Source organism: Bacteroidota bacterium (assembly GCA_016720935.1).
Taxonomy (GTDB): domain Bacteria; phylum Bacteroidota; class Bacteroidia; order AKYH767-A; family 2013-40CM-41-45; genus JADKJP01.
Genome location: JADKJP010000007.1, coordinates 674,883 through 694,133 on the forward strand (window position 1 = coordinate 674,883; position 19,251 = coordinate 694,133).

Genomic DNA, 19,251 nt, shown 5'->3' on the forward strand with positions numbered 1-19,251 from the left:
CAAAAGGTTTAACCCTCTAAAGGATCAACACGGTGGCTTCAGCAAAATATATTTTCGTAACAGGAGGTGTAACTTCCTCTCTTGGCAAAGGGATCATTTCGGCTTCCCTGGCCAAATTATTACAAGCAAGAGGTTATTCAGTAACCATTCAAAAGCTCGATCCTTATATCAATGTTGACCCCGGAACACTCAATCCATATGAACATGGTGAATGTTTCGTCACTAACGATGGCGCTGAAACCGATCTTGACCTGGGTCATTATGAACGCTTTCTGAATGCTCCTACATCACAGGCCAATAACGTTACAACCGGAAGGATTTATCAGACCGTTATTAATAAAGAACGTGAAGGCGCCTATCTTGGCAAAACAGTTCAGATCATCCCGCACATCACGGATGAAATCAAGAGGCGAATTCAACTGCTGGGTGAAACCGGTGAATTCGATGTGGTGATTACTGAAATCGGAGGAACAGTTGGTGACATTGAATCCCTTCCCTATGTTGAAACAGTCCGTCAATTGAAATGGGAATTGGGAAGTTCAGCTCTTTCCATTCATCTTACCCTGATTCCTTATCTCGCCGCTGCGGGTGAATTAAAAACCAAACCAACACAACACAGCGTAAAAGCATTGCTTGAATTGGGAGTACAGCCGGATGTTCTTGTTTGCCGGACTGAAAAATCTTTGTCAAGCGAAATCCGTCGCAAGATCGCATTGTTTTGCAACGTAAACGTGAATGCGGTCATTGAGTCCATTGACGCGGAAACAATTTACGATGTTCCTCTTCTGATGTATAAAGAGCAACTTGATAAAGTTGTTTTAAACAAACTCAAACTTCCTCTTCAACAGGAACCTGAACTTGCTCAATGGAAGGAATTTCTGGGCAAACTAAAAAACCCTGTTCATGAAGTACGGATTGGGCTTGTTGGTAAATACATTGAGTTGAAAGACGCTTACAAATCCATCGCTGAAGCTTTTATTCATGCCGGCGTTGCCAATGAATCCAAAGTAAAACTGGAATGGATACATTCAGAAAAACTGGACGCTACGAATGCCGCCGCCAAACTTGGTGGATTGCACGGAGTATTGGTCGCCCCGGGTTTTGGTGATCGCGGAATTGAAGGGAAAATTTCAGCCATACAATTTGTACGCGAAAACAACATACCATTCCTTGGTGTTTGTCTGGGGATGCAATGCGCGGTAATTGAATTTGCAAGAAATGTGATGGGTTGGAAAGACGCGCATTCCACCGAAATGAACCCCGCGACAAAACACGCCGTGATTGATTTCATGGAAGGACAAAAAGGAATTACCAAAAAAGGTGGCACTATGCGTCTGGGTGAATACACCTGCACAATTCACAAAGGAACAAAAGCCGCCAGTGTTTACAAGAAGGAAAAAATAGGCGAACGACACCGGCATCGTTACGAATTCAATAATAAATTTTTAAAAGATTTTGAGGAAGCGGGAATGACTGCTTCCGGAGTTAATCCTGAAAGCAACCTGGTAGAAATCGTTGAATTAAAAAATCACCCCTGGTTTGTTGGAGTACAATTCCATCCTGAATACAAGAGCACAGTTGAAAATCCCCATCCGCTTTTTGTTCGATTTGTCAGAGCAGCTTTGGACAGATCGAAATTGGCTATGGATTGAATTCAGTAAATAGTGAATGATGAATGATGAAATAAATATTTGCTGTTTCAATTTCAATCCTCAGCATAAATATTTTTACATAAAAATAAAAAAACCGGAATCTTGACAGATCCCGGTTTTTTTTGTTTGTATAGAATTTCTTTATTGTAAAATCAATCTGTTTTGTCGAATTGTCCCTTCAGAATAGGCTGACAGCAGATAAATTCCGCGTGGAAGACTAGCAACATCCAACTGCAAAGAAGCTTCTCCGGGGAATGAGTTGTGACTCCATTCTTTCCATACTTTGCCGGTAAGATCCATGATTTTAAATTGCACTTCAGAAGGCTGCATAGAAACAAAAGAAACTTCGGTGCTACCGGAAGCCGGATTCGGATGAATACTGATTTCAGAAATAGTTGGCTTAAAGATATCATCAACACCCAATCCAAAGTCAGCTACACCAACATATTTCGTGTAGCCGGTTGCAATACCGGAAGTAGTCGATGTAACCAGTTTCATGAGTGGTCCGGCATGTGTTGCAGAATACCAGAAATAACTTACCGTCAGGATATTTTCATCAACGCCCGGTCCGAAACTATAAGTGATGTTCTCCTCCCGCTTTACACGTAAAACATTGCTGTAAGTGATTGCTGGTAATTTCAAAGTACCGGTTCCGTCACCTGTGATGGTAACAGTTCCTGAAATGGTACCTGCATTGGTACTACCACTGATAGTATTCACAATGCTTGATCCAAATTGGAATGGGTAACTAAAAAATGCATAATTCGATCCGGTAATTGAAACAATATCGTTGGACGAACCTCTGCCATTGAATAAATATCCGTTTGCGTTAGTAGTAAAATATTCATACTCACCGGGAATTGTATAAGCGGCAAGGTTGGAACCGGGAAATGATGCGCCATGTGGTGTTGATGCCGGTGAAACATAATTTACAATGGTAGTGTTCAACGTCACCTGTACATTTGTGAAATTCCAGGTCTGCCCCTGTCCAGCAGCACCTGGCTGAGCAATCGTATCCGTATTTCTGTAATAATACCTTTGACCCACCAAAGGATTGTTTACAGAGGTAAGTGTAGGTTGAGCCTGGAGAAGAATACCTCCAAAAATCAAAATAATGCAGAGAAGTATTGGTTTTTTCATATTTATTCCTGATTTATTGCCGCAAGTTAAAATCCTTCTTTGAATTCGCCTAAGAACTTCATCATTTAACCTAAATTTTTCATTCACCCTCATGAAAAACACTTTGCCAAATGGATTTGGGTCATTCACCAATTATATGATAAGTTAAGGGACAATTAATTGAATTTTAAATAAAAAATCATTAGATTTGACCATCCAAAAAGGCTTATTGTGGGGGGATATTTCCTGGCTTTGGAAATAAAGGATATGTTTTGGTAAAATAAATTAGACAAACTGCGAAAACCCTTATCTGATAAGGCTTTCAAACATGATAATCTAAATCGACTAATCAAACGAATAAACCACAAACCATGAAAATCAACTTTACCCGTAATTTGTTTGTGTTGACCCTGGCTCTATTTTCCTCCTGCTTTTCAGCCATGGCATTACCCGGGATACAGTATAACCTTACAGCCAGTACTGCCGCCTTTACTACAATAGGTGCGCCGGCAACTACTGCCACCCAGGGTACTCCTATCGGAGCCAACGTTGACGAATCTTTGATCGGTCCGATTTCTCCGACTGGTTTTGCAGTCAACTTTGGTGGTATCAGGTACACTAGTTTCTACATTTCATCGAATGGATTTATTTCGTTCCAAAACCCGGGCGGAGCATTACCGACCAATGACATATCCACTGCTCCGAGCACCCTTATTGCCCCGATGTGGGATGATTTGAAAACTTCCGCTACCGGTCGTGTTGCATGGATTTATTCTTTCGGTACCCTGACAGTTGAATGGTTCAATGTTCTTTGGGGAAGTAATGCTGCTGCTGCTTCGATGAATTTTCAGGCAAAAGTTGTGACTGCATCCGGAAACATTTTATTCGCTTATCAACAAGCAGCCGGTGCTGTTGATGTAAGTATTTCAGGAGGAGCTTCTATTGGAATTTCAGGATATTGTACCGGCGACTATTATTCCCAAAACAACAGTGCTGTTCAAACAGCCGGTGTATCCTGGGGAAAATCAGTTTTGTTTAATACAGTTTCAACCAAAACTACAACCAACCAACTTTTCACATGGGCCCCTGTTGCGGGTAACCCGGTGAATGACAGCTGTAACGCTCCTACTGCACTCGCCTTTAATCCGGGTGCGATCACCACACTGAACAACCAGACTCTGGTGATGTCAAAACAAATTACCATGGCGGCGGTTAACCCACCAAAACCGGCTGCATGGCCTGCAACCACTTATTCAAATGATGTATGGTATTCGTTTACAAAACCTGTAGGTATCACTTCCTTCGAATTGCTCATCAACAATACCTGCCCAAGCACTTTTACAACTCAGATGGCTGTTTATACAGGGGCATGCGGAGCATTTACTCTGGTTTCTGCGGATGATGCCAGCAACGGAGGCTCTCCCGGAAACCCTTATCTGTTTATTTCCGGTCGACCCTGTAACGTAACCGAAACTTTTTTTGTGCGTGTAGAAAGCGATCAGGACAACTGGGTTGGCAACTTTTCTATTCAACTCCGTCCTCCGGGAACTACATGTGCCACAGCTAACGATATCACCTGCTGGTTTTATGACCCTGCAAACCCTTCTGTAGGCAGTTATAGCACCAACGTTGCTCCGACAGCATGGCTGATGAACAACGCAGGGTTCAATAACAACTTTGATACGAATAACGTTGCTCCACGAAACCTTGCGACTTCAGGTAGTGACTACCTTTTTGCATTCACTCCTACAGCATCCGGTTGTTATGACATTTCACTCTTCAACACCCAGGCAAATACAAATCCGGGGATTTTCATTTACACAGCATGTCCTACAGCAGGCTCACTGGTTGCATACAATATCGGAGCTGGTGGATCAGCGATCAACATCAATAGTTTAACACTTGGAGTTGGTTTCACTTACTACTTCCTGATTGATAACGATACTGCAGCAGCAGCATCTACCAACTTTGGATTCTCGATTTCACCATCCGCTTTTGGTGCACCGCCAAATGATGCCTGTGCCAATCCTCCGACAAGTACTGTGATTACTCCAATTACAGGATCATCCTGTACCGGTGCGGTCAACTATACTGTTGCCTGTGCTACCCCAACTCCTGCCGCGACATACACCAACCCTGGTTGTGCCGGGTTTGTGGATGGAGTAACCGGTGATGTGTGGTTTACGATGACTTCAGTAAGTACCCAGCCCCATTCAATATCTGTCCAACCCGGATCAACCGGCACGTCGGCAACAGATTTAGGGATGGCTGTATATACAGGAAACTGTGGCGCTCTTACAACAATGATAGGTTGTGATGACAACTCTGCAGGCGCGAACATGCCGGCGTTGACTGTTGTTCCTCCTGCAGCCGGAACTGTTTACTATGTCAGAGTCTGGTCCAATACAGGTGCAACACCGGGAACTTTCCGCATTTGCGCAATCTCCGGATGTACTCCTGCAAATGATTTGTGTTCAGGGGCTGTTCCCCTGACGCTCGGTGTGAGCGCAACATACCAAACGAATATCTGTTCCAGCGGAACCGGCGCAAGTGATACAGGTCCGGCTTCGTGCTGGGATGCAGGTTCATTGAATACTGTCTGGTATACAGTTACTACATCTGCAACGGGAACAAGTCTGAAAATACGGACACGATTACGTTCAATGACAGATTCCCAAATTGCATTGTATTCCGGCGCTTGTGGCGGACTTGTTCAAGTTGCATGTAACGATAATTTTACTTTGTGTAGTTCAGGAGGAGGAAGAAATTCCGACCTGAACGTAACCGGATTATTACCTAATACAACCTATTATATCCGTGTAGATGGTAGAGGTGCTGCAACCGGAACCTTCGATATCATGGCCATTGACGGTGCATCAACCTTCCCTCCAATTCCGGATCAGGACTGTGACCTTGCAACACCGGTTTGTACGGCGAATACAACAGTTGCCGATCCCGGTTTTACAGGCTCCGGAAATATTTGTGACTTGCAAGGTGGTACTTGTCTTTTCTCAAACGAAGCTTCTGGTGTTTGGTACACCTTCTCTACTACTTCTACAGGACCTGGCAGTTTGCTTCAGTTTACAATTACACCTAATAACGGATTCTCCGATTATGATTTTGAAATCTGGGAGACTACCGGTATGGGAAGCTATTGTTCGCTGATTCAGACAAACCCAACATCAGGAACCTTCCCATTCCGTTCTTGTAACTACTCTGCTGTTGGAACATCAGGTTTGAATACAATTGCAGGAACAACTTCTGTCTCACAAACTGGTGCCGTATCCGGAGGTTGGAACAGTGCTTACATTCTTAATGCTACTGCAGGAACTGTTCAAACCTTTGTACTTCTTGTTTCTCACTTCGCTAATTACGCCGGTGGAGCAACTTCTGGTTTCACACTGAATTTCCCGGGTGTAACCCCACTTAATATCGGAGCGCCTAACGTTCAGTACTGGAGACCGGATGCCGGAAGTACTACCTGGGCACCTGCGCCACTTTCGACTAACTGGGATCCTTCCTGTATTACCACTATGGGTACATGTGCAGGCGGACCATCTACATGTGTTATCCAGGGCGGACCAAATCAACCTACCATCACAGCCAATACAAGTGTGAAAAATCTTGTCATTAATGCAGGTGCAACGCTGACCATTAATCCTGGAATTACACTTTCAATTTGTGGTGACCTTACCAATAATGGTACACTGGTTTGCGGTAACGGTTCAACAATCCAGTTCATCGGAAATGCTGTCCAGCAGATGTCCGGAAATTTCACAGGAACAAGTGCCCTCTGGAATTTAACCATGAGTAAATCTGGGGGAACACTTACACCAAACAATAACGTAGAAATGCGTGGAAACTTCCTGTTGAATACAGCAGCTCCAACCGGTCAATGGATTCCAAATGCTAAATACTTCAAAGTTGCAGGAAACTGGACCAATAACGGAGGTACGACTACGCATGCTGTAGCAACCGGAAGTACGTATGAATTCAATGGAGCAGCTGCACAGACATATACCAATCTTGTAAGCAACATTGATCTCTACAATGTTAAAATGAATCAAAGTCCGGCTTCCACATTGACACTTACTGTCGGCGGATTTAATGATATGAACGTTTTGGATTCCTTGATTTTCACTTCCGGTAAAATTGTGACCGGTGTACAAAAGGTATATCATAAAACAAATACCTCACCCGGACTGGTTACGATCGGTAACGCCAACAGTTATGTTATCGGAAATTTACGTCGCGCACTGAATACAGGCTTGCAAACATGGAATTTCCCACTTGGAAGTACGTCTTTCTATAACCTGGCAGAAATACAATATACCGCCAGCCCGGTTACCGCATACGATCTTACCGGAACCTTTACACTCACAAGTCCATGGGCTCCTGTAGTAGGTCCTACGGCCACAGAATGTGTAATCAACACTTATGACGCGTTACAATTGTTTGATCAGGGCTACTGGACCTTCAACTCGAGTGTGGGAGTTGGAACAGGAACATACACTATGCGTCTGCACAATAATGGAGAAACCAACAACACCGGTATGGGTTGGACTGTTTCTAAATACATAGCCGGTGCATGGTCATTGCAAGGTTCATGTTTTATTCCTTCCACTCCGACAAATACACAACGTACAGGAATGTCCGGATTCAATACTGATTTCTCTACTGCTCAATCACAACAACCACTTCCAATTGAATTGATCAGCTTTACAGCTGAACCTGATGGAGAAGGCGTTCTATGCAATTGGGCAACCGCCTCTGAATCGAACAACGCGTATTTTGAAATCCTCAGAAGTTACAATGGGGAATCCTTTGAAATTGTAAACGCGAATAATCCAATCCCGGGTTGTGGTGCCGGAGTTTGTAACGAAACCCGTTTCTACTCTTACCTCGATAAAGATCATTGTGAAGGCATTCAGTATTACAAACTCCGCCAGGTAGATATCGATGGTAATTACAGTACCAGCAAACCTGTCGCTGTAAATTGTAAAGGCAAAATTGATGAACTCACCTTGTATCCAAACCCTGCATACAGTGAACTCACCTTCACCTTCTTTGAACCGGCTGATGGTCAGATCTCAGTTGAATTCGTAGATGTTCTTGGCAAAGTGGTGAAATCTGAATCCGTTAAGGTTCAAAAAGGCATCAACACTATAAAGAGTGGGTTGGAAGATCTTGCCGGTGGTATTTATTATCTCAAAATCAAACGGGATGGCAATACTCAGGAAATCACCAGACAAGCTAAATTCCTCAAGAAATAAGAACAAATGAAATTGGCAGGGAAAAACTTCCTGCCTTCTTCAAAAACAACTGATTATTAACCGCTTGGACAGGTTGTCCAAGCGGTTTTTTTTTGTTTACTATACATACTTTTGAACCACAAAATCAATTCCCCGCCACTCAGAGGAATCACCAAAGCCTCACCATTTTTTCTATCTTTGCCCTCCGTTTTTAAAATCCCTCATGGACAAAAATTCCATTATTGGTCTTTCGATTATAGGCCTGCTGATCGTTGGTTATTCTATTTATACGCAACCAAGCAAGGAAGAACTTGCAGCGGCTAAACACAAGCAGGATTCCATCGCGGCTCTTCAGCAAGTAGTTCAGGCAACACATGATTCAATCAAAGCGGTGCAGATTCCTGCACAAAATGTACCTGATTCATCAGTTGCAATTCCGAATGATTCCCTGATCGCTTCACAGGAAAAACAGCAATTTGGAGAATTCTACCAGGCAGCAACCGGAACGGAGCAAATACTGACTTTAGAGAACTCAAAAATTAAAGTGGAAGTATCTTCCAGGGGAGGAAGAATTCATGCAATTGAATTGAAAGATTATAAATCCTGGGAAGGTAAACCTGTGCGTCTGTTTTCCTCCGACTCCAGTGTTTTTAGCCTTACACTTTCAGCTCAGAATCGTATCATCAATACATCTGAATTATTTTTTCAGGCCTCCGGTAGTACAGGAAATAAGAAAAGTGTCACCATGCGACTACCTGCCGGTGATAATAAATACATTGAATATGTTTATTCTCTTGAAGAAGATTCCTACCTCGTCGATTACAAAATAAATGTCGTCGGCCTGCAGGATATCATTTCTCAAAATGCGGGTTACATCAACCTCGACTGGAAAGACCAACTTGCCCGTGAGGAACAAAGTCTCGAAAGCGAACGACAGGCTTCAACTGTTTATTATCGTTTTGCAGAGGAAGACGTGGATTTCATCAGCTATACCAAAGATGAAAAACAATCACTGAAAACAAAAGTAAAATGGATTTCATTCAAACAACATTTCTTCAATGTAACCCTCATCGCGGAAAACTCATTCGACTCACCTGTTGTAGAAACATATACCAACACCGATAAAAATTATGTGAAATCGATGTCTGCTTCCTTTGCGCTTCCCTATGAACGCAAACAGGTCCAGTCCTACAACATGCGTTTTTATGCAGGGCCAAACCACTACCAGACCCTTAAGAAAATTGACGACCTCAATCTTGAAAAACTTATTCCATTGGGATGGGGAATTTTTGGATGGGTAAATAAATATCTTGTCATCCCGACATTCAATTTCCTGAACAGCTTTGACATCAATTACGGGATCATCATTCTCTTGTTGACGATTCTGGTTCGTATCATTCTCTTGCCGCTTACCTATGGCTCATTTAAGTCCCAGGCTAAAATGAAAGTGCTTCAGCCTGAAATGGCTGAAATCAACGAGAAATTTAAAGATGACGCGATGAAAAAGCAACAGGAAGTCATGGGCCTGTATAAAAAAGCCGGAGTAAATCCTTTGGGAGGATGCATTCCCGGACTTTTACAGCTTCCTATTCTGATTGCGATGTTCCGTTTTTTCCCTGCTTCCATAGAGCTACGGCAAGAACCTTTTTTATGGGCACACGATTTATCAACTTACGACAGTATCCTGAACCTTCCATTTAAGATTCCTTTCTATGGAGATCACGTGAGCTTGTTTACACTGCTGATGACTGTTTCGACATTGATCTACACCAGAATGAATATGCAGATGTCAACGGCGATGAATCCGCAAATGAAATGGATGATGTATCTGATGCCTATTCTTTTCCTGGGCTTCTTCAATAATTATTCAGCCGGTTTAAGTTATTACTATTTCCTGAGTAATATTTTTGGTTTTGGACAGCAATATCTCTTCAAAGCATTTATTGACGAAGACGCTATTCACAGGCAAATTCAGGAGAACAAGAAAAAACCTGTTAAAAAGTCCGGATTCCAGGCACGCCTTGAGCAAATGGCGAAAGAACGCGGAATGCAACCTCCGAAGAAACGTTAAGGTCTTGATTTTTAGAAAAAAAATCTTAATATTTGAGATACCTGATTGTTGATTGTTGATTGCTGATTGTAGATTGTAGATTGTAGATTGAGATAGGACTCGTATTAGTAAATCCTGTTTAGTGTGGCATCATAATACTCAATGTATTCAGTAAGCTCAAGACCTCAATCTAAATTCAACAATCATAAATCAGCAATTCAAATAATCAGCAATCTAAAATCAGCAATCTAAAATCAACAATTTAATATTCCCCATATCCATGTCACAAGATTTCCTTCCTCTCCTCGGTACAGATCACATCGAATTTTGGGTTGGTAATGCAAAACAAGCTGCCTACTATTATCAAAGGGCTTTTGGTTTTGAGTTGGTTGCTTACGCGGGTCCGGAAACTGGTGTACGTGACCGTGCATCCTATGTATTGCAACAGGGAAAAATTCGCTTTGTATTAACCACCGCGATGCAACCTGATTCCGAAATCGCGCAACATGTATTGAAGCATGGCGATGGAGTAAAAGTACTTGCTCTTTGGGTTGATGATGCAGAAAAATCATTCTATGAAACAATGTCTCGCGGAGCGAAAGCACACACAGAACCGCAAACCATCACTGACGAATTTGGAGAAATCAGGTATGCCTCCATCCACACCTACGGAGAAACACTGCATAAATTTGTAGAAAGAAAAAGATATACCGGCGCGTTTATGCCCGGATACAAGCCTGCAAAAGCATCCTTTAAAGCAGAGCCACTTGGCCTTGAATACATCGACCATTGTGTTGGAAATGTAGAATTAGGCAGAATGAATGAGTGGGTGAAATTCTATGAAGATGTGATGGGCTTCAAAATGATCATCACTTTCGACGACAATGATATTTCCACTGAATACTCCGCGTTAATGAGTAAAGTGGTTTCTAACGGGAATGGATATGTAAAATTCCCAATCAATGAGCCGGCTGCCGGAAAGAAAAAATCACAAATTGACGAGTATCTTGAATTTTATCATGGCGCCGGTGTACAACACATTGCCATTATTACACAGGATGTCATCAAAACCGTAACAGAATTACAAAATCGCGGAGTTGATTTTCTCCAGGTTCCGGGTAGTTATTACGATGAACTGGAAGCACGTGTTGGAAAAATCGATGAAGATATTTCCGCGCTTCGTAAACTGGGAATTCTGGTCGATCGCGATGACGAAGGTTATCTGCTTCAAATTTTCACCAAACCTGTTGAAGACAGACCAACTGTATTTTTTGAAATTATCCAGCGTAAAGGAGCAAAATCATTTGGTAAGGGAAACTTCAAAGCACTTTTCGAAGCAATCGAAAGAGAACAGGCTTTGAGGGGGAACCTTTGAACTTAGATTTTAGATTTTAGATTTTAGATCTTAGATTTTAGGATTAAGGTTCGAAGTTTGAGGTTGGGTTTAGATTGAAATTACGGGTGGATTTGGCGCAAAAATTGCTTTGCCCGGCCTGTTAATTTGTGCTTTATAACGTCCCTCGCCCCCGGTCCCATGTCCCTATTTATCAATCCTTCATGTTTCGCATGTATGGAATTGTATTTTTGTGTAACCTATCTTAAAAATTAATGTTGAAAATCAAGCTATTACGAAGTCCTATGATTCAAAAAAGCTCCTTTTCCTTCCAAAAACAGTTCTTAATCGCCATTCTGTTTCTTATTTCCACCGTTCATGTATCTGCCGCAACAGGATATGAAATCAAGATTCGTATGAACGGTCTGCGCGACACCGTTTGTTACCTTGGAAATCACTTTGGCGAAAAGCAATATGTAAAGGACACTGTTCGTGTTGATCACGACGGTTGGGCTGTTTTTAAAGGGAATGAGCCACTCCCGGGTGGTATCTATCTGGTGGTCTTACCAAGCCACACGTATTTTGAGATCGTTGTGAACGAACAAAAATTCACTATCGAAACTGATACCATTGATTTCGTAGAATCCATGAAAATTACCGGTTCATTGGAAAACAAACTATTCAATGACCATCAGAAATTCATCATTGCTAAAACCAAATATTCGCAGACTCTGAAGGCGAAGATGGACGCGAACAAGGATAACAAAGACAGTGTCGCTTACTACAAAAAAGCGATTACCGATGTTGACAAAGAAGTGAAAGACTACCGGATCAAAGTAATGAATGACTATCCACAAACATTCATGGCTAAGATCATTAAAACCATGTCAGAGCCGGAAGTTCCCGAAGCTCCAAAGGATGAGAAAGGCAATGTGACCGATTCTACATTTCAGTTCAGATACTACAAAGCACATTACCTTGACAATGTAGACTTCAGTGACGATCGATTGCTGCGCACTCCTTTGTTGCAGACAAAAATCAAAACCTATACTCAACAGTTGACGGTTCCTTTGCCTGATTCTATCATTCCTTCCGTAGATACAATTATCGAAAAATCCAAAGCGAACAAAGAGGTGTTCAAATATTCAGTGGCCACTCTCGCGAATTATTATGAGACCTCCAACATTATGGGTTATGATAAAGTATTCGTGCACATCGCGGAGAAATATTACCTCTCAAACGACGCATACTGGGCGGATTCCACACTCAAGGCAAAAATTCACGAGCGGGTGATGAAAATCAAACCAAACATCCTTGGTGAAAAAGCTTACAACCTGGTGATGCCCGACACGGGTTTTGTGATGCACAGTCTTCAGGACATTAAAGAAAAATTTACCATCCTGGCTTTCTGGGATCCAACCTGCAGTCATTGCAAGCATGAAATTCCAATGCTTTCCGCCTATCGCGATAGTGCCCGTGAACATGGAATCAGTGTAGAAGTGTTCTCTGTAGGTATTGAATCCGATATTGAACTTTGGAAGAAATTCATCCGCGATAATAAACTCAAGTGGATCAACGTATCTGATCTTTATAACAATACCAACTTCCGTAACTACTACGACATCTACTCTACTCCCGTTATTTATCTTTTGGATGAACAAAAAAGGATCATTGCCAAGCGACTGGATACGGAGAAAATCAGAGACTTCATATCAAACAGTATGAAGGGAACGAAGAAATAAATCCCAATCACAGAATAAAAAAACGCCCGGTAAGCCCGGGCGTTTTTTTATTTGATGTCATTTTCTTCTGATTCGCCTGCCGGTTTCCCGGACGATGAACCGCCCGATTCAGGATCTGTAATTTCAAAAGCAGAGTTTACTTTATTTCCTTGTTGATCGGAAATTTCAATTTTGTATTTTCCTTTGGGTAAATAGTACATTTTATTTTCAGAAGCAGCTAAATGCACCTGCGTTTTACCCGATAAAGATTTTTCCAGCGCCTTCAGGTTTACCGGATCTACACTGAGATCATACACCAGATAATTCAATCCTGCTTCCGCAGTATCTTTAATCGATTTTATGAGTGCTCCTTTTTCAGTAGTAAATTTTACCTCTAAAACACCTTTTGCTTTTGAAAAATAGCAAGTTGAAAGAGAAGGGGAAAATGGTTCGGAAAACTCATCTTGCTTTTCTCCCCAGTGTTTATTCCACTCTGTCTTTTCCAATTCAAACACATGAAGATTTTGCTTTACAATTGAATCCGTTATTTTCTCAACTTCTTTGAGCGAAGCGATATAAATACTTCTTCCATGAGTTCCCAAAACCAGCTCGTTATCCCGTGGATGAACTACCAGGTCATGCACAGCAACTCTTGGGAGATTTCCACCTATAGTCATCCAGGACATCCCCTGATTAAGGGAACAATATGCACCATTGTCGGTACCCAGGTAAACAATCTTTTCATTGACCGGATCTTCCTGGATTACATTCACGGGCTCAGCCGGTAAATTACCGCTGATGGATTGCCATGTTATTCCTCCGTCTTCACTCTTGTAAACGTATGCTTTGAAATGGTCATTACGGTATCCGTTCAATGTGGCATATACACGGCTTTCTTTGTGTCTGGATGCGACAACACGACTAACATACAATCCCTGAGGTAAACCATCCGATATTTTTTTCCATGTGTATCCTGCATCAGAACTTGTCCAGATATACCCGTCATCAGTTCCGATATACAACAATCCAAATCTCGAAGAGGACTCGCTAATCGTAACAATTGTATTAAAAGGAACATCTCCTGTTTTATCATGATGTGTCAGATCAGGCGAAAGTGTTTTCATGTCATCGCCTTTATTCATTGAACGGTGAAAGCGATTGGATCCGTAATACAAAATATCCTGGTTGTGACGCGACAGCCATATTGGCGTTTGCCAATTGAAACGGAAGTTTGGTTCTCCCAAATCATTATCCGGTTTAATCGCAGTGCCATTTTCAGGGTCATTCTTATTAATTCTATAGTAGTATCCAAATTGATATCCGGTATACACAGTGGTGTTATCACGAGTATCTACTTGCACCTGCATGCCATCACCATTCATGATAAACTTGTATGGATATTGACCTTCCTGATGCCAGTACACTGAATTATCGTTGGTTGATGGTCCCGTCCAAACACCATTATCCTGCAATCCACCATAGACATTATAGGGTTTAGCCATGTCCACATTCACCGAATAGAACTGTCCTACCGGAGGAGTATTTGCTTTGAACCAATGCGCTCCATCATCGTATGTAATGTTCAGTCCACCGTCGTTGCAAATAATCATGTGCTTGTCTCTTTTTGGATTGATCCATACCGCGTGATGATCACCATGGGTATTATCACCATCAATAGTTTTGAATGTCTTCCCGCCGTCCAGAGACATGATCAGAGGCAAACCACAAACAAGAATTTTTTTATCGTCAAATGGAGAAACAGAAATTCGTCCAAAATAATATCCATAGGAATAGAAGAGATTTTTCAGAATACTTTCATGAGTTTTCTTCCAGGATTTACCGCCATCTTCTGAACGATAGATTTCAGAACCGATGATCGGAGTATCAAAAAGTGAATTATTCGCATCGTTGAGGTAATCCACAATGGCGGAAGGTTTGATGGAATCAGTTTTGACAAGTTCCTTTACACCTGTAGCGGTATACTTTGCCGGGAAACCATTATTTCGTAAAAATTTGCCGAGTTTACTTTCGTCCAGTGCCAGGAAACCTGACTTCGAAATATCTTTCAACTGCTTAACAGATAAAACACTGGTATCCTGCTTTTCATCCTCTTTTCTTTTACTCTGGTTATCGAGAATGGCATAGATGATTTGTGAATTCTTAGGATAAACTGCCAAACCAATACGACCCACACCATCACCCGTGGGAAAACCGGAACCATTTCCGGTGAGTAAACTCCAGTTTTCACCTCCATCGGTACTCTTATAAATACCGGAAGTACTTCCACTCTCAACAAAATTCCATGCGCGTCTTTCCCTGTGCCACATGGATGTATATAAAATATCAGGATTGTTCGGATCCAGGGTAAGATCAACTGCGCCGGTGTTTTCATCAACTGACAGAACCTGCTTCCAGGTATTTCCTCCATCCGTAGTTTTATATACTCCCCGTTCTTTATTGGGAGAATATAAATGTCCAAGTACCGCGACCCATGCAGTTCCCGGTTGTGTTGGGTGCAGACAAATCCGTCCGATATGATGTGATTCCGGCAGACCTTTATTCAACCAGGTTTTACCTGAATCAGTACTTACGTAAACACCTGTTCCGGAATAAGAACTCCGACTGCTATTTACTTCACCGGTACCCACCCAAATCATTCGGGTTTTCCAGTTAACAGCGATATCGCCGATGGTGATCACATCTTCATGATCAAAAACCGGTTCAAAGGACTGACCATTATTTACAGTGTGCCAGAGTCCTCCGGATGCATAGGCAACATAAAATTCAGTCGGATCATCCGGATTCACATCCACGTCAACAGCCCTGCCGCTCATAATGGTTGGTCCGACATTTCTAAAGTTCAGGTTGTTGAAATAAGAGTTTTCCTGAAGGGCCTTGCGTTTTGCAATTCCTTCTAAGCGTTCGCTTGCAGGTGTAGTATTGATGCTTGTCTGCCCCTTTATTTGCAAAACGCAAATAAGGGCAAAAGAAATCATAGTGTAAATTTTCATTACGGATAATTTTACCTTGGTAGAGAGAATAAAGGTGAGATTTTTTTTTGAAAAGGCAGAATTTATCCTCATGAAACAGACATTGCCCAAATCATTGGAATTTGCAATATTGCCGAAAGAAAACCCATCTCCATGACAGCAGAGCATCACAAAAAGGAATCCCAGATTGAACGCATCATCTTTTTCAGTGACGCTGTTTTCGCGATCGCGATTACTTTACTGGTCATTGAGCTGAAGGTTCCACACCTCGATGCAAGTTTATCCAACCGCGAAATCTGGATCATACTCAGGAATATGAGTCAGCAGTTTATCGGATTTATTCTTAGCTTTTATGTTGTGGCAATATTCTGGATCACTCACCATAAGATCATGAGTTATCTTGTCGCCTATAATAGAAAATTAATCTGGAAAAATATGCATTTGCTTTTCTGGATCGCATTCATGCCATTCTCCTCGGCACTTTATTCAGAATACCTTTACCGTCAGCCTGTTCTCATCTGGTATAGTCTGAACATCATTATTGTTGGCCTGAAAGTGATGGATCTCTGGAATTACATTTCCAATCCAAAAAACAAACTCAGCAAAGGTCTGGAAAACAGAAAATATGTGGAATACAATTTCATGCGTGTGCTGGTAGCACCATTCGCATTCCTGCTGGCAATCGTCTTATCCTTTGTGAATATGGATTTCGCCTACTTTTCTCCTTTATCAATCCTGATTATAATTCCTGTTTTAAAGAGACGTTACAAAGATGTCGCCCCTCATTGGGATTGATACCATTCGATTAGTTTGCAAAAAGTTTATCGAGCGCGTTATCGTACAAGTTGCGTGCTTCCTGAATGCTTCCAAATGATTCCTCATCGATCAGAATTTCACCTTCAGTAACGGAACCAAGGTTTGAAAATTCTACATCTGTAGAAGCAAGAGCGTCTACGAAATCATCCAGCTTCTCAGGACTTACAGAAACTACAATTCTTCCCTGTGCTTCTCCAAAAAGAAATGCATCCGCGCGGCAATCGAAATCCGTTTCGATGGCAAAGCCAAGATTTCCGGGCATAGCTGATTCCGCAAGGCAAATAAACAAACCTCCGTCAGAAACATCGTGCGCGGATTCGATCAGTCCTTTGCGGATAAGATTTTTCACAACCTGCTGCACCTTGAATTCCACATCGAGATCAAAATGCGGCGCCGGAGAAGTCTTGATTCCATGAAAAGAATACAAATATTCAGAGGAGGATATATCGTTAACAGATTCACCTATAAGAAAAATACTATCACCGGCATTCTTAAAATTCAGTGACATCCTGTTGTTTTTGTTTTCAAGAACACCAAGCATACCGATTGTTGGGGTCGGAAAAACCGGACCTTCATCTGAACTCTGGTTGTAAAAACTAACATTCCCTCCGGTTACCGGAGTCTGGAATTTACGGCAGGCTTTACCCATACCTTTGATTGCCTGTACAAATTGCCAGTATACTTCTTTGTTATAAGGATTTCCAAAATTCAAACAATTCGTAATTGCCGAAGGCTCTGCTCCGCTACAAACAAGATTTCTGGCAGCTTCAGCGACTGCGATCGCACAACCATTTTCCGGATCAGCGTATACATATCTGGCATTGCAATCTACAGTAAGCGCGATCGCTTTTTCTGTTCCTTTAATATTTACAATCGCCGCATCTGATGGCGCATTGGTGCTCATGTTTACAGTACCAACCATGGAATCATACTGGGTACTCACCCAGCGGCGTGATGCTATATTGTGGTGCGACAAGAGAAAATCCGCCACTTTGCGCATATCTTCCGGCTCTTCTACCTGGTCAATTGAAAATCTTTTGCTTTCATAAAAATATGCCGGAACAGAATATTCCCTGTTATAAACAGGAGCTCCACCACCCAATACCAATGAATCAGCAGGTACATCAGCAACCAGTTCACCACTCATGTAAAACTTGAGTTGTGTTCCTGAAGTCACTTCTCCAATCTGAACACAATTCAAATCCCATTTTTCAAAAATCTTTTGTACTTCTTTCTCCTTGCCTTTTCTGACAACGATTAACATACGCTCCTGCGATTCGCTCAATAAAATTTCCCAGGCCTGCATACTTTTCTGACGAACGGGAACTTTATCAAGATGAATAATCATCCCGTGTTTCCCTTTTGCTGACATCTCAGAGGTAGAGCAAATAATTCCGGCTGCACCCATATCCTGCATACCAACTACAGCTCCGGTTTCAATCAGCTCCAAAGAGGCTTCAAGCAATAATTTCTCAGTAAAAGGATCTCCAACCTGAACAGAAGGGAGATCATCCGCTGAATCCTCGTGGAGATCACCGGAAGCAAATGTAGCACCATGAATACCGTCTTTCCCGGTCGCTGAACCAACAATAAAGACCGGGTTGCCCAGACCATAGGAAGTCGCGGATATTGTTTTTCCGACTTTAACTATTCCCGCTGACATCGCATTCACCAGGGGATTAACATTGTAACAATCATCAAAGAAGACTTCGCCGCCAACCGTCGGAACACCAAAAGCGTTTCCATAATCCCCGATACCTTTAACGACACCACGCATCAGCCATTTGGTTTTTTCCAGGTTGGGATTTCCGAAACGGAGTGAATTTAACTGAGCCACAGGTCGGGCTCCCATTGTAAAAATATCACGATTGATACCACCAACCCCAGTGGCAGCACCCTGATAAGGCTCTATTGCTGAAGGGTGATTGTGAGACTCTATTTTAAAAGCACAAGCAAGACCATCGCCGATCCCAACCAGACCGGCGTTCTCTTCTCCGGCGGCCACCAGCATGTGGGGGCCATCTTTAGGCAATGTCTTTAACCAGACTATTGAATTTTTGTAAGAACAATGTTCACTCCACATCACACTGTAGATGCTGAGTTCGGTGAAATTCGGTGTTCTGCCGAGGTATTCTTTAATTTTTTGAAATTCTTCAGGCAATAAACCCAAATCTTTGGCGGTATCAACTGTAACCGCTTGTTCCATAACGTCTGACATGAATGAGGAAATAAAAATGAATGATTTTCGAGCTGCAAAAATAACGATAATTTATTTCAGTATTTTTGAAGAATCGTGAAATTCACGACCTGTTGAAAAC

General features: G+C 42.1%; 9 protein-coding genes. 6 read left to right on the plus strand and 3 right to left on the minus strand.

The window, feature by feature from the left end; genetic code table 11:
- Window positions 1–32: 32 nt before the first annotated feature.
- Window positions 33–1,652, plus strand: coding sequence for a CTP synthase (locus IPP86_16985; protein ID MBL0140193.1), 1,620 nt, complete (start codon window positions 33–35; stop codon window positions 1,650–1,652).
- Window positions 1,653–1,793: 141 nt separating this feature from the next.
- On the opposite strand, the gene IPP86_16990 is transcribed toward IPP86_16985, so the two are convergent.
- A complete protein-coding gene (locus IPP86_16990; protein MBL0140194.1) occupies window positions 1,794–2,792 on the minus strand; it encodes a T9SS type A sorting domain-containing protein in 999 nt (332 codons plus the stop codon).
- Window positions 2,793–3,142: 350 nt separating this feature from the next.
- On the opposite strand from IPP86_16990, the gene IPP86_16995 reads away from it, so the two are divergent.
- The 4 genes from IPP86_16995 to IPP86_17010 all read left to right on the plus strand — a co-directional run bounded on the left by IPP86_16995 (window position 3,143) and on the right by IPP86_17010 (window position 13,148).
- A complete protein-coding gene (locus IPP86_16995; GenBank protein MBL0140195.1) occupies window positions 3,143–8,044 on the plus strand; it encodes a T9SS type A sorting domain-containing protein in 4,902 nt (1,633 codons plus the stop codon).
- A gap of 202 nt (window positions 8,045–8,246) precedes the next feature.
- The gene (gene yidC, locus IPP86_17000) at window positions 8,247–10,094 is read left to right on the plus strand and encodes a membrane protein insertase YidC (GenBank protein ID MBL0140196.1); all 1,848 of its coding nucleotides are present in this window, start codon (window positions 8,247–8,249) and stop codon (window positions 10,092–10,094) included.
- Window positions 10,095–10,353: 259 nt separating this feature from the next.
- A complete protein-coding gene (gene hppD / locus IPP86_17005; GenBank protein ID MBL0140197.1) occupies window positions 10,354–11,448 on the plus strand; it encodes a 4-hydroxyphenylpyruvate dioxygenase in 1,095 nt (364 codons plus the stop codon).
- A 374-nt stretch (window positions 11,449–11,822) separates the two neighbouring features.
- Window positions 11,823–13,148, plus strand: a complete 1,326-nt coding sequence (locus tag IPP86_17010) for a DUF5106 domain-containing protein (protein ID MBL0140198.1) — start codon at window positions 11,823–11,825, stop codon at window positions 13,146–13,148.
- 47 nt (window positions 13,149–13,195) lie between these two features.
- Here the strand turns inward: IPP86_17010 and IPP86_17015 are convergent, their stop codons facing one another.
- A complete protein-coding gene (locus IPP86_17015; GenBank protein ID MBL0140199.1) occupies window positions 13,196–16,138 on the minus strand; it encodes a glycosyl hydrolase in 2,943 nt (980 codons plus the stop codon).
- Between the two features lie 132 nt (window positions 16,139–16,270).
- Here IPP86_17015 and IPP86_17020 point away from each other — a divergent pair, with 132 nt between their 5' ends.
- Entirely contained in the window at window positions 16,271–16,912 is a 642-nt protein-coding gene (locus IPP86_17020) for a DUF1211 domain-containing protein (GenBank protein ID MBL0140200.1), read from the plus strand.
- Between the two features lie 10 nt (window positions 16,913–16,922).
- Here the strand turns inward: IPP86_17020 and purL are convergent, their stop codons facing one another.
- Entirely contained in the window at window positions 16,923–19,151 is a 2,229-nt protein-coding gene (purL, locus tag IPP86_17025; protein ID MBL0140201.1) for a phosphoribosylformylglycinamidine synthase subunit PurL, read from the minus strand.
- Window positions 19,152–19,251 lie beyond the last annotated feature (100 nt).

Coding starts and splice junctions, on each gene's coding strand:
- yidC (MBL0140196.1), top strand. CDS start 8,247: ATGGACAAAAATTCCATTATTGGTCTTTCGATTATAGGCCTGCTGATC.
- IPP86_16995 (MBL0140195.1), top strand. CDS start 3,143: ATGAAAATCAACTTTACCCGTAATTTGTTTGTGTTGACCCTGGCTCTA.
- IPP86_17010 (MBL0140198.1), top strand. CDS start 11,823: ATGAACGGTCTGCGCGACACCGTTTGTTACCTTGGAAATCACTTTGGC.
- IPP86_16990 (MBL0140194.1), bottom strand. CDS start 2,792: ATGAAAAAACCAATACTTCTCTGCATTATTTTGATTTTTGGAGGTATT.
- IPP86_17020 (MBL0140200.1), top strand. CDS start 16,271: ATGACAGCAGAGCATCACAAAAAGGAATCCCAGATTGAACGCATCATC.
- IPP86_17015 (MBL0140199.1), bottom strand. CDS start 16,138: ATGAAAATTTACACTATGATTTCTTTTGCCCTTATTTGCGTTTTGCAA.
- hppD (MBL0140197.1), top strand. CDS start 10,354: ATGTCACAAGATTTCCTTCCTCTCCTCGGTACAGATCACATCGAATTT.
- purL (MBL0140201.1), bottom strand. CDS start 19,151: ATGTCAGACGTTATGGAACAAGCGGTTACAGTTGATACCGCCAAAGAT.